This window comes from Pseudoalteromonas sp. SR44-2, from assembly GCF_014163745.1.
Taxonomy (GTDB): Bacteria; Pseudomonadota; Gammaproteobacteria; order Enterobacterales; family Alteromonadaceae; genus Pseudoalteromonas; species Pseudoalteromonas distincta.
Map to the genome: position 1 here is coordinate 17,333 of NZ_JACJDW010000023.1, position 13,651 is coordinate 30,983.

12 protein-coding genes are annotated in these 13,651 nt (G+C 37.9%); all 12 read right to left on the bottom strand.

Going from position 1 to position 13,651, the window contains the following annotated elements:
* Window positions 1-2: 2 nt before the first annotated feature.
* On the bottom strand, window positions 3-293 hold the full coding sequence (locus H5115_RS14055) for a PAAR domain-containing protein (protein WP_024595244.1): 291 nt from the start codon (window positions 291-293) through the stop codon (window positions 3-5).
* Between the two features lie 35 nt (window positions 294-328).
* Window positions 329-685 (bottom strand): hypothetical protein, encoded by a 357-nt coding sequence (locus tag H5115_RS14060; protein WP_182671935.1) that lies wholly within the window; start codon window positions 683-685, stop codon window positions 329-331.
* Window positions 686-692: 7 nt separating this feature from the next.
* Complete coding sequence (locus H5115_RS14065) at window positions 693-2,570, bottom strand: type VI secretion system Vgr family protein (RefSeq protein ID WP_076924330.1); 1,878 nt, start codon at window positions 2,568-2,570, stop codon at window positions 693-695.
* A gap of 73 nt (window positions 2,571-2,643) precedes the next feature.
* On the bottom strand, window positions 2,644-3,123 hold the full coding sequence (locus H5115_RS14070; RefSeq protein ID WP_024594574.1) for a type VI secretion system tube protein Hcp: 480 nt from the start codon (window positions 3,121-3,123) through the stop codon (window positions 2,644-2,646).
* A gap of 250 nt (window positions 3,124-3,373) precedes the next feature.
* A complete protein-coding gene (tssH, locus tag H5115_RS14075) occupies window positions 3,374-5,977 on the bottom strand; it encodes a type VI secretion system ATPase TssH (protein WP_182755892.1) in 2,604 nt (867 codons plus the stop codon).
* A gap of 22 nt (window positions 5,978-5,999) precedes the next feature.
* Entirely contained in the window at window positions 6,000-6,989 is a 990-nt protein-coding gene (gene tssG / locus H5115_RS14080; RefSeq protein ID WP_024594572.1) for a type VI secretion system baseplate subunit TssG, read from the bottom strand.
* A complete protein-coding gene (gene tssF / locus H5115_RS14085; RefSeq protein ID WP_024594571.1) occupies window positions 6,986-8,812 on the bottom strand; it encodes a type VI secretion system baseplate subunit TssF in 1,827 nt (608 codons plus the stop codon). Before tssF ends, tssG begins: the two co-directional genes overlap by 4 nt.
* Window positions 8,809-9,294: a type VI secretion system baseplate subunit TssE gene (tssE, locus tag H5115_RS14090; protein ID WP_024594570.1), complete on the bottom strand. Its 486-nt coding sequence runs from the start codon at window positions 9,292-9,294 to the stop codon at window positions 8,809-8,811. The genes tssF and tssE overlap by 4 nt, the downstream gene beginning before the upstream one ends.
* Window positions 9,295-9,311: 17 nt before the next feature.
* A complete protein-coding gene (locus tag H5115_RS14095; RefSeq protein WP_182671931.1) occupies window positions 9,312-10,079 on the bottom strand; it encodes a type VI secretion system accessory protein TagJ in 768 nt (255 codons plus the stop codon).
* A gap of 2 nt (window positions 10,080-10,081) precedes the next feature.
* Complete coding sequence (tssC, locus tag H5115_RS14100) at window positions 10,082-11,608, bottom strand: type VI secretion system contractile sheath large subunit (protein ID WP_024594568.1); 1,527 nt, start codon at window positions 11,606-11,608, stop codon at window positions 10,082-10,084.
* 36 nt (window positions 11,609-11,644) lie between these two features.
* Window positions 11,645-13,135: a type VI secretion system contractile sheath large subunit gene (tssC, locus tag H5115_RS14105; protein ID WP_058547845.1), complete on the bottom strand. Its 1,491-nt coding sequence runs from the start codon at window positions 13,133-13,135 to the stop codon at window positions 11,645-11,647.
* Window positions 13,132-13,635 (bottom strand): type VI secretion system contractile sheath small subunit, encoded by a 504-nt coding sequence (gene tssB / locus H5115_RS14110; RefSeq protein WP_024594566.1) that lies wholly within the window; start codon window positions 13,633-13,635, stop codon window positions 13,132-13,134. The genes tssC (H5115_RS14105) and tssB overlap by 4 nt, the downstream gene beginning before the upstream one ends.
* Window positions 13,636-13,651: the final 16 nt, after the last annotated feature.

A 13,651-nucleotide genomic window follows, 5' to 3' on the forward strand; every position in this document is an offset into this window, starting at 1 on the left:
GGTTAGCCACCTATTAATACTGTAGGGTTGCCAACAACAATTTTACCGCCGTGGGAGCTGTCATCGCCCATTCTAGCTGCAGGCTTACCGTTAATTTTAACCGAGCCAGAACCCGATTTAATACTATCTGGTGGGCCAATACACACCATCATGTCGCCTTTGCGCGCAGCAGGCATTCCACCAATTAAGACATTAGTTGAACCAATAACTACAGGGCCGCCTACATGCGGCACTGTGCCGGTTGTTTTGGGACACACATGCATGTGACCAATTGTAGCTGCGGGCTTGCCCATAAAGACTCCTTGTCTGTTTATATTTTTAAATAAAACTAATCAAATAAAGGGATAATTAATAACTTGCTGTGCGCCACTAATAGAGATAAACACTCTATTAATTCACTTTGAGAATAATCTGAAAGTGCAACAGGGCTTTGCATAGCATACTGGTATAATCCCGACACAACATCTTCACTATTTAATACTGGGTGTAAATTATTTAAAAACTGGCCAGCGTAATAACCATTCATTGCTTTTAGGTGACTTAATGCTGGATTTAGCAATGGGTCGTCTGGTCTATTAATTGGCAAACATATTAAATGCGCAAGCCCATAACGGCAATATACAACATATCCGTTATTATTAATGCCGTTTCTAAGTCCTGAATGAAAGCTATTTATTATTTCCATATTTGCACTAATTTAATTTAATCATTCCAGCTGATAAAGTAATAGCACTGCCGTCAACTTTAACATTACTACCTTTAATATTTATATTAGTGCCTTCAATAGTTATATTACCATTACTGCTCATTTTAATTTGTGCAGAGCCTGTTTTAATAACTATTTCATCACCCGCTTCTATATTTAATGTTTTACCTACTTTTAAAGTATCGTTTTCACCCATTTCGGCAATACGATTTTTAGCAACATTAAGGGTGTCGTTGTTAGCAATATCTGTTTTTCTGTCGTTGCCAATTTCAATGTTGTGGTCGTGATCTGTCTTATCGTTTTGATCGTTTTTAACATAGAGCTGCTTGTCTTTTTCTGCTTGAAGATAAACCAGCTCACTGCCTTTTTTATCTTCAAACCTAAGCTCGTTAAAATTATCAGCTCCGCCTTCTTTTGTAGAACGCGTTTTTATGCCGCTTTGCGTTTTTTCTGCTGGTAATGCATACGGAGGCATTAAGTCTGCGTTATACACGGCCCCACTTATTATAGGTTGATCTGGGTCGCCATTTATAAAATCCACAAGTACTTCTTGGCCAACGCGAGGGAAGAAAAAAGCCCCCCACTTTTTACCAGCCCAGTTTTGGGCAACGCGGATCCAACACGAACTTTTAGAATCTTTTTTGCCTTCTCTGTCCCAATCAAATTGCACTTTTACGCGACCATATTGGTCAATCATAATTTCATCAGCGCTATCGCCAGTTACGATTGCCGTTTGGACCCCGTTTATTACAGGCTTTTTCTTATTTATTTGTGCTCTGTAAGGGATTTCTTTTGGGACACATTCAAAGTGATTTGAATAAACTTCTTCTACCGATGACTGCTGCGAACCTGATTGGTTGGGTACTGTAATTGAAGTCATCATAGAAGTAATAACAAATGTTTTACCTTCAAGACGTGGGTCTTCGTGCTTTTTAAAACTAAATAACTTACCTACAGTAAATGAGCGGCAATCACTGCGCCCACTAGAAAGCTTCATGTCTCTTTGCAGTGACTCTAGCTGCACAGACGCTAGATTAGCAGCGCGCGGATGGCACTCTTGCTCGCCCGTGTATTCAAAAATTTCAGAGACCGATTGAGTAGGAAGTTCAGCGTTTGCTTGCTCGCCATCTGGGTATCGTGATGGCTGTTTAAAGTCGTAACCAACACGTTTAAAACTACCAGGGGCAATGCTTAAGCCACCTTGCCAGCGCGATACGTGTGATTCGCTTAAATGGCCGGTTGAAAATACAACTTTGCCTTCATTACATACTTCGTAAGCCGTAATATCATCAGCTAATACAAGCGTATGGTTACTGTTTGAGTGTTCAAAAAAGTAAAATATACCTTCTTGTTGGAATAAGCGCTGAATAAAATCAAAATCAGACTCTTGATACTGAACACAATATTCATATTTAGGGTAGGTTTTACTGGTTTTATCGCTAAAGGCAACATTGTGTTGGCCAAATAAATCAGCAAAAATTTCTTTAATTGTTTTCTTTTGAAAAATGCGGCTATTTTTACGATTGCGCATTGAAGCTGCGAATGGAACTATCGTCGCTTGATAATCTATATAATTTTTTTGCTCGTCAACATCAGCCGTACGGCTGCCATTTGAAACCAAATGACTAACAATGCCGTGGTAGTAACGCTCACCACCGCCATCTGCATTTTTTACTTTAATAGATACAGGTTTACCCACTAAGTCTTCGTGCGCGATCTGCTTTCCAATAGTGTACATATTGGCAGACATAACAAACAAATCAGACATTGCCTCTTGGGCAACAAAACGAGTTAAATAGAGGGCATCTTTACCAACAGGGGTGCTAATTTGAATTACGTTTTTATCTTGTGTTGCTTTTTGCATTCCTTGCTTTTCCCGTCCTAAAGATCAAAAAAAGCTCTGAGCAATGCCCAGAGCCATTATAAGGTAACAAATATTACATTTGTTGACCTTTAACACCGCTGTAACCGTATACAAGAGGAGCAGTAATGTTATTTTTATCGTCTGTTGGAGTAACAGTCATCATCATTTCTGTGTAGCTGATAGTGATTGTTTCGATTGGACGATCATTTTGTACTGAAACTGAGTAGCTAGAAATCATTGCATCTGTAAGTTCGATTTTCATGATTTCTTCAACCTTATCACCTTGCTTAGTGATATGGAAAACAGCTGGTAAACCTTTACCGATTGTCGCTTCTTTGAAAAGATCCGGAGATGCTTTATCTTGAAGTTTAGTGATTGTTACGTCACCAAGGCGAGTAGAGCTTGACTCACGGTCCATCGCTGTACCAGTAGCTGAGCTAATTTCGCGACTTACATTCCAATCAAGAGATAAAACTGTAATTAAATCTTTGAAAGACTCAGCAGTAGTTTCGCCTTTGATTGAACCGTATTTTAAATATGTATTTGCTTGCATTTGATAATGCTCCTTTTTATTAAACAATGTTATCCATTAATACTGGATTCTTTACTTTGGTATATACCAAAATTCCTTTGAAACCATTATCTTTAATACAGCAATGAAAAGGCCTTCTGATTCCTTTCCTTAGATGAAGACAATGTCTCAAAAATTCCATGTAGTGATATCAGGCACCAAAATTATAATGCCCTCAAACTAAAGAAACAACCTTAATAACAAGTTATTTCAAATTAACTTTAATTAACCTTTAATTCAGCTCTAGTTCAAATTCATTATCTTTTACTAATAGCGATATACTATTAATTTCTTTGTCGTCAATCATGCTAGAAAGTAAAACCTCAGACAACAATGGCAGCACTCTATTTTGAAGTATAGTGTGAATATTACGTGCACCTGAGCCTGCATTTTGGCAATTAGCAATAATATATTCAATTACATCGTCATTATAAATTAACTCTGCATTGTAGTGTTTTTTAACACGTTTAATTATTTTATTTATTTGAATAGCGGCAATCTCAGTAAGAATATCGTCACTTAATGGAATGTAAGGTATTACATTAATACGACCTAAAAATGCCGGTTTGAATGAAGCAAGTAAATCATCTTGTAATGCCTTTAATAAACCTTTGATGCTTGGTTTACTTTCTTCGTCTTCAAATAAGCTCATTGTGGTATCTGTGCCCACGTTTGAGGTCATAATAATGATTGTGTTTTTAAAGTCGATATCGCGACCTTCACCGTCTTTAATTGTACCTTTATCAAACACTTGATAAAAAATATCTTGTACGCCTGGGTGTGCTTTTTCCATCTCATCCAAAAGTACAACACTGTATGGCTTTCTTCTTACTGCCTCGGTTAATATTCCTCCCTCACCGTAACCTACATACCCTGGAGGAGAGCCAAGTAATAAAGAAACTTTATGTTCTTCTTTAAACTCTGACATGTTAATTACCGTGACGTTTTCTTCACTACCATACACTTCTTGGGCTAGCGAAAGTGCAGTTTCTGTTTTACCCACACCGCTTGGCCCTGCTAACATAAATATACCGTTAGGACGGCTTTCATCTGCTAGCTGAGCACGAGATGTTTGAACAACTTTAGCTATTAAATCAAGAGAGTGGTCTTGCCCTACAACTCGTTGCTTCATTTGCTGTGCTAGATTTAAAATGCCATGTATTTCATCTTCATGCATTTTGCCAACAGGTATGCCTGTCCAATCTGAAATAACTTGCGCTATAAGCTCTTCGTTAACCTGCCAATGAACCATATTATGTTCAAAAGAAGCTAGCTTCTCTTTACTAAGTCTTAGCTTATCGAGTATCTCTTGTGATGACTCTTCATCTTGAGAGTTAATAAGCTCTAAAGCTTGATTAAGCTCAGCCACAATTTCTTTTTCAGCACTAAATTGCTCATTTAACGGCGCTAATCGCTCTTCAATTGTAATTAGCTCTGCTTTTAATGTGTCTAGTTGCTGTGAATGATCTAAACCCGTTTTTTGCTCTCTGTTAAGCATTTTTACTTGTGTTTCTATTTCGCTTAAGCGATTTACAAGCTGCTCTATAGTATTTGGAGTAGATGCTTGGCTCATTGCAACACGTGCACAAGCTGTATCTAGTAATGCAACGGCTTTGTCTGGTAGCTGCCTTGCAGTAATGTAACGATGTGATAAATGCACCGCGCCTTCAAGTGCTTGCTCAGATATAAACACCTTGTGGTGTTTTTCCATTACAGGCACTAAGCCTCGTAACATTGCCACCGCTTTTTCAGGGGTTGGCTCTCCAACTTTTACAACTTGGAATCGGCGTGTTAATGCGGCGTCTTTCTCAAAAAACTTTTTGTATTCAGCCCAAGTAGTTGCAGCTATTGTGCGTAATTCACCACGCGCTAAAGCAGGTTTTAATAGATTTGCCGCATCATTTTGACCCGCTGCACCACCGCTACCAATCATGGTATGTGCTTCATCAATAAACAAAATAACCGGATTTACCGCATTTTTTACTTCATTGATAAGCGATTTAAGGCGATTTTCAAATTCCCCTTTCATACCTGCACCAGCTTGTAATAGTGCTAAATCTAAGCTGTGAATTTTTACATTTTGTAATACGGCTGGTACGTCTTTTTGAGCAATTCTTAATGCTAGCCCTTCAACAACAGCTGTTTTACCTACGCCCGCTTCACCAGTTAAAATTGGGTTGTTTTGGCGGCGCCTGGTTAAAATATCAACCATTTGACGAATTTCGAAATCACGACCAAGAATAGGGTCTATTTTTCCAGCGAGTGCTTGGGCAGTTAAATCAACAGTAAATTGATCTAAACTTGGAGTTTTAGAACCAACATTTGCTTGAGTTGACGCATTTTGTACTGAATGGTTGCGCTCTTGAGATTGCGCAACTATTTCAGGCCATGCATGAAGCAATTGACCAGGCTCTATTTTATTAAATAACTTACTACAACGTGTTACTAAGCTAGATAATGTATCGTCTTTAGTAAGGGTATAAATAACGTATGCACTACGAATTTGATTATCTGTAAACTCAATACTGGTACTTAACCAAGATTGCTTAAGAAGACTCGTAACATGCACTGACAAACTAGGAGATGACTCACTACCCGTTTTAAACGACTCTAATGATTGATTTAAATCCTGTTGAACTTTATCAATATCTATATCGAACGAGCCAAAAATTAGTCTAACATCATCTAATTGCTGCTCAATCATTGCAAGTAACCAATGCTCAAGTTCAACCGTGAAATGACTGCGACTATTACATATAGCAACAGCACCTTCTAGGCTTTTTCTGCAATCAGGACTCAGTTTTTCAACTAGTTTATTCAGTGTCATCGAAGACATACTTTTTTCCTTTTAATTTTAATTATCCCTTAAACGATAACTTAGTAGGGTTAGATTTTAATTTGTTATCTTGTACAGATAAGAAGCTATTAGCGCCTAACTGACACTCATTTTTTGAAAGTTTAGCGGCACCTAAATTTTGAAAATTTGACTCAATGACTAAGCGAAAGTTAATAGCATTTCCTACATAGTCTTTTGTTATTTGATTCGCTATTTCGAAAAGCGGACCTTTGGGCAAAAGTTGTTTTGCTTTATCTGGATCATCTGATTTTATGTGGATTTCGATATTAGAAGATACGTCCCATACTTTATTTCCAATCATGGTATCAACACCTAAACGGGCGTGCTGGCCTTCATATAATGCCTGGCTTGCTAAACGGGTTTGTTCTTGCTCTTTTAACTCGTGCCATTGGCCAACCATTTGTTTGATTGATACATCACAACCTAGGTATGACGAAAGTACATTTTTTAAATCAAATGCATTTCTAATTTTACGGCTATATAAACCTGAAAAATGCAGTTGGTGCTCGTTATAGCCACCACTTAATAAACCGAGTATTTGTGTGTATGGGTCTTTGTTTTTTTCTTTATTAACGTGATTAAGCGAAGGCTTATATTTTTTCCAAGCGCGGTAATACAGTGAGACTAAACGATGATTAAACATGTCGTAAAAGTCACGCATGGTTGTATCTTTATAGCGTAAACGCTGCATCACAAGCTCACTATAAAACTGGGGTAAAGCGCCTGAACACCCCGTCAGCCCCATAAAAGAAACCTGCATAGTTACTTTATGCATACCGTCTTCAAAACCAGTTTCTTCTAATTTGGTAATTGCATTACCTGGATAACCAAACTTTTGGGTAGCTGTAAACTTAATCAACTCTTGCTTTGGATTACTGTCGTAACCGACATGTCGATAATCTAAGCCACGCTTTTTTAGCTGATTTTCAATTATGAAAACAGCTTTGTAAAAGTCAATTTGAGAAGCTTGTGAGATTATTTGCTTTATCATAATAACGGACAGTCACCCACTCTTGCAGGCCATTGATAATAAATTTGTTCTTGCTCTTTAAGCCTTAAACTTAAACGCGTGTAGCTATTTATTGCTGCAAATTGAGCAAAAAAGTGATCAAGTATTGATGCAAAGAAGAACATGCCGCTGCCAGAAAAATCATCGTTAGCAAATGTAATTTCAATTTCGCTGCCTGTTGCAAAGCTTACTTTACCTTTTTGAATCACACGGGCAGTTGAGGGCTCTATTACCACTCTATAAATATTATCTATCATGCCCTTAGTTTGTGGTGATGCTCTAAAATCGTATAAACGCAAAACTTCTTTAAGCTTATTACATGCGTCTTCACCACTAAAGGTATCAAGCGTTAAATGATTAACTAACTGCCACCGTGTTGCATCAGCTAATATAGGTCTCACTGCATGAGTAAATGGCGTTAAACATCTAATTTTTTTAATTACATCGCCGCGCTCAGGCATTAATAAACCAAGTTCGTCATCACCAAATGGCATGCTTGCTGGTAGGTTGCGATTACTACAATTTGCGCGCACAGTAAGTACAGAGTTTCCGTCACCATATTCCATCGCACTATTTTCAAAAGTAGCATCAACTAACGATAAAAATGTTTCGGTTCCTGACTCTACATAACCGCCAGCCCAAGAAGCAGTTTCTCGACGAATATGCCAAAACAAATCATCATGTCCATGATACTTAGGATGTGTTTGACCATAAAAAGGCGAAACAATTTGTTTATTGCCTTTATGATCAAATGCAATAACTTCCGATATACCAATTACTTCTGATATTTCCGAGTCCATATAACGCGGTGTTAACTGATATTCATATTCACTGATCTCAGGCCGTATTGGCTCAAGCTCTTGTTCAAATAAGTTTATTATTGGTGTACAGCCTAATAAGAACATATCTTTATCTACTTGCTTTTCAAGCTCAGCAGATTCAGTATCTAGGTAAATATAAATACTACATTTATTAGATTGCTTAGGCAGTGATGAAAGAATGCCTTCAAGCTCAAAAAACCTAAACTTCTCAGGAAAAGTAAAATTTTCGACGAGCAAACGATATCCGGCTGATGAACGCTGCGAATAAGGAACCACAGCCTCGTTAGAATCAAAGCCCACTGCTTTTAATTGGTTTTTTGACAGATATCTAATACCTTCATCGCCATTGTCTATAGCAATACCAATACTATGTTTGAACAGTAGTTCGTAAACTTTAAGTGTATGATGCCATTGGCCATTGATAAAAATCCGTAATTTTTCAAGGCCAGTTTCTGCAAGCGAAACCCCTTTATACTCACCTGTTAATTCTATTTTGAAAATAGATTTTGCTTTTTCTTGCCAGCGAGGCTTAGGCGCTACAAATGGGCTATTATCAAATTGCACATTTGTTATTTCAACAGGCCAAAGGTAGGTTTCATAACACGTTTGAAATTTACATTGCTTCATTGAGTCAACGTTAGTTTCTACTTCACTTGCCTTTGGTATAACCACCCCTGCCGTAGATAAGTTCTCAGCTTCGAGCTTAACAACTGACATTGATGGAATTGGCGCTTGGTAATCAGGTAGCATTTGCCCTAGCAAAGCATCCGTTAACTCCGGGAAACTATCGTCGAGCTTTTGCCTTATATTGGCAGTTAAAAATGCAAAAGATTCTATTAATCTTGAGACATGAGGGTCTTCAATATGATCTTCACTTAACTTTAAACGCCCTGCAACTTTTGGATATTTTTCAGCAAAGTCTTTACCTAAATGACGCACAAATGCTAATTCACGATTGTAATACTTCAATAACTCATCGTTCATAATGATGCCTCAATAATCTTCATACCCAAGTTCACGGGCTCTACTTCTGAATCAAAACTAATAAACTCTGGCTCAGGGTCGGCGTATAAAAGCGCATTTATTCTTAAATTTAACACTCTGTTTAAAGGCACTTCTTCATCTGTAAACACTTCTACTTCAAGAAACCGTGGCTCAAACTTTAAAATTGTATTTCTGACGGTTTCACACAGTAATGCGCGCCCTTCGTGAGAACTTACAGACATACTCGAAAAGTCAGGTAAACCATAAGACAAACATGAAGTAGCCAGCTCGGTGTATTGAGTTGGCCATGTATGCCATTGAATTCGAGCATTTAGCAAAGCTTCAATATCTCTGCGCACGTTTTTTCTAAGCTCACTAATAGTGATGCCTTCGGTACGTGATGGCGCATCCTGGAAGTCGGGCTCATCGTCAATGAGCCTATCTATAATGGATGCTTGAAGCTGTTGTTTATGCTCTATCATGGTTGCTTAAGCTTAAATTATGCTGTTTCAAGTGAGCTTATTTTTAAATTTGGGATGGTGATAGCCTCATCATCAACAAACAGCATTTTCATGCCCTTACCGATAATAAATTCATCTTTTAACTCAACCCAGTCAGACACTTGACCTAGCTTTTCAAGCTCCGATTCAGAGTTAATATAAACAAGTGGTAAATGAGCTGTACCTGATGGACCATCTTTAATTGTAATTTCAACACGTAACCAAATACTTTCTAATAAAGATTCTACTGGCTCCATTTTTAACGATTCAATTTCGTTAAAGTTTGCTAGATAAAACTCACCATTAGTACCTAAAACCTCTAGGTACGGGTTTAAGCAATCATCAAGATCTCTTGTTGATGCATCGTCTGTGCTAACTCTTAAAGACTCCATCTCTTGAGCTAACTGAGCTGCTTCGTCGGTTGAGCCTTCTAACAGAGCAACATGCATTTTCAAAAATAGTGTGTCTAACTCATTCGCATCATGAAATAACTTAGGAATGCCTTTACCTTGATAAAAATCTACACGAGATTGCTGAGCACGAATTAAGTGCCTTAAATTTACTGCACCTACTGCAAATTCTGGATTTTTTTGTACCATGAAATCTAGCTGTTTATCGGCTTTTTCAAGTTCACCATTTATGCAAAGTAATTCGGCGTAAATACTTCTGATATCAAAGTTTAATGGCTCATCTTGAAGCTCTGTAGCACAACAAGATAATGCATCAGTAAGTTTCCCCTCGCGAATTAAGCTATGTATTTTTTTCATGACTATTCCTTTATTTTATGATGAGGACTGAGCTCTGTAATTAATTTAATACTGGAGATCATCTGATCTAATTGAAAATGTGGCTGTAATTGTAAAACAGAAAAGTAATGCCCTGGATTGGCTTTATTTTCACTGACTTTTATTCTGGCATTACTTAACGGGTACTTACTTCTTATATGCTCGGAGGAGGAGTCTGAAGCCGTTGTATAATTATTTATCCACGCTTGTAGGTCTCGCTCACAAGCTTGTGCCGTGTTATAAGAGCCGACACGGTCTCGAGCTAATAGCTTTAAATAGTGAGCAAAACGAGATACACATAAAATATATTGCAGCATTGAAGATAAGCGCGCATTAATATTAGCGGCGCTTGATTCATAGTTTTTAGTTTTTTGAACCGATGCATTACTATAAAAAACAATGTGTTCTGTATTAGTCACTGATGATGCTGGAATAAAGCCAAGTTCAGAAAATTGCTTTTCAAATTTGCTTGTTACTAATAAGTTTAGTGGTGGCTTTGCTTCTTTTTGATAAGTGTCGTTTGCAAAACTGTCTCTCGCAAGCCCTGTAACCAGACCCTTCGAAATTTTACCCGGCTCAATACCGCGAATGTGCCCAAACCAGCCACTATCGCAATATGCTCTTATTAAGGTAGATACAAATTGATATGCTGCATTGCCCCAAAGCATATCGCTTTCAGGGTCTTTAATTTGTTCTTTAAAGTAAAAATCTTGATGACGCTTTCCATCATTGCTATATGGCGGTCTAACTAATATATGAGGAAGCGTAAGCCCAATAAAACGAGATTCTTCCATCGCTCGAAAGCTCTGCCATTTAGCGTATTCGGGTTGTTCAAACTGGTCAAATAAGTCTGCGTAATAGCCTAAATCAGAAAAGTTATCTGCACCAAATAAGTTAGGAGAAGCTGAGCAAATAAATGGAGAGAAAGCAGCGGCAGCGGTTCTAGATATTTCTTTTATTGTGTCTATGTCATTATAAATTGTGCCTGCTGAGCACATGTTACTAATTTCATAATCACCTACTACTACACCAAATGGCTCGCCACCTGCGCTATCAAACTCACTTTGATAAAGTAGTTGAAAAAATAGGCTTTGGTCAAAATCAATAGCTTTGTTTACATCTTTAGAGAGTGTTGCCCAATCGCAGTTCAATACTTTTATTTTTACTTTATTTTCTTTGTCGTATTGTTCGCTTTGAAGTATCAGCCACCAAAGATTACGCCAACTGGCTTCTAGCTTTTGAAATCTATCATTATGAATTATGAGGTTTAATTGTTCTGAAATGAGTTGATCGAGTTCAACAATTACGCGCTGTAAATAAGGACCAAGTGATTCTTTAGTCCAAGATATAGGTGAATCTGAAGAGCCTTCAAGCCATAACAACAAGGCTTTATCTAGGTTTTTTTCGTTTAAAAACCTATCGAGTAAAGCCTCATTATCACTTATTCTAGACTGCGCTTTTTGTACAAAAGCGAAGTCTTGATTTATAAATGAAAACTCTTCGTGATTCATTCTACTGCATTATCCTTAACGCTCGAGATCAGTTAATTAACCGATCTCTGGAATTTTAGCTACAAGGCGTAAAGAAGAAGTAAGCTCTTCCATTTGTAGCCAAGGTCGTAACCATGCAACTGCATTATATGCACCTGGTTGACCTGGAATTTCCTTAACTGATACTTTTGCATCTGCTAGAGGATAACGTGCTCTGATATCTTGACCACCACCCTCAGTCGCATTTACATACGAAAGGATCCAGCGGTTTAACCAAGACTCAACGTCTTCAGCTTCCATAAAGCTACCAATTTTATCACGCGCCATTACTTTTAGGTAATGAGCAAAGCGAGACGTTGCCATAAGGTAAGGTAGACGTGCAGATATTGCCGCATTAGCTGTGGCATCTGGAGTTGAATAAATTTGTGGTTTTTGACAGCTTTGTCCACCAAAAAATACTGCATAATCTGTATTTTTGTAATGACAAAGAGGCAAGAAACCTAACTTGCTTAATTCAGCTTCACGACGATCTGTAATGCCAATTTCAGTTGGGCATTTAAGATCTGGATCGCCATCATCACTTGTGAAGATATGCGTAGGAAGACCTTCTACTTTACCGCCGCCTTCAGCACCACGTATTGCAGTACAGAAACCGTATTGAGCAAATGCTTTGGTCATATTTGTTGCCATAGCGTAGGCTGCATTACTCCAACAGTAATCACTGTTATCAGTACTTACTGAACGGCCATCTTTTGGTTCAACTTCAAACTCTTCATAGTTAAATTCTTCAACTGGTTTAGAAGCCGCACCATAAGGTAGGCGAGATAAGAAACGAGGCATAGTTAATGAAACAAAACGCGAATCATCGCTGTCTCTGAATGAACGCCACTTAGTGTACTCTAGAGATTCAAATACTTTTTCTAAATCACGTGGTTTGGTTAGCTCTTCCCAGTTATCAAAACCAAATAATGATGGCGATGAAGCTGCAATAAATGGACAGAAACCAGCGGCTGCAACATTAGACATTAGACTTAATGTTTCAACATCTTCAGGGTGGTTAGTAAACTCAAAGTCACCAACGATAGTACCGTATGGTTCGCCACCTGGAGTACCAAACTCAGACTCATAGATTTTTTTGAATGTTTGGCTTTGGTCAAACTCAACAGCTTTGCTCAAATCTTTATGAAGTTCTTTTTTCTTCATATTTAGCATACGAATTTTAAGTGTAGAGCTTGTCTCAGAATTCATTACTAAATGGTGCAATCCACGCCAAGAGCCTTCTAACTTTTGAAACTCTTCGCTGTGCATTACTACACTTAGCTGTTTTGAGATCTTCTGATCGATTAATTGAATTGCTTCATTAAACGTCACTGTCATGTTTTTGTTCCACTGAACAGTCCCTTTTAAGGCTTCTTCTGTCAGTGTTTTAAGTAACTCTTCTGCACGGCTTGCATCGGTTTGCTTAGTTGCGCCAATAGCTTGCTCTAATAGTGAAGACGTTGCTTCTGAGGTAGACTCTAATTCAGTACTTAGTTGCTCTGTACTCATTTTTCAGTCTCCTCTATTTTAAGCTCTTTTGCGATTGTATCTAAGCTTGCTGTGTTGCTTAGTACTTCTTCAAGCACGTTTTCTAATTCTTCTGAACGGTCAATCTTAGTCATTAAATCGCGTAACTTGTTGCGTGTTTCCATTAATTTACGTAATGGCTCAACCTGATTTACAACAGCTGCTGGTTCAAAGTCATCAATCGATTTAAAGTTAAGTTTTACTTCAAATTCAGAACCATCATCATTAAGCGTATTATCAACTAATAATTTTAGTGAAGGGCTCATGCGCTTTAAAACGTCATTAAAGTTTTCACGATCTATTTGCACAAATCGTCTATCTTTAAGTGGTTTTAATGCTTCTGTGTTATCACCAGAGAAGTCGCCCATAACACCAACAACAAATGGTAATTCTTTTTTTACTGCAGTGCCTTCAGTTTCCACATCATAAGTGATGTGTACGCGAGGCTTACGAACTCGTTTTAATTTATCATGGATACTCATAGAGAACTCCTTTTAC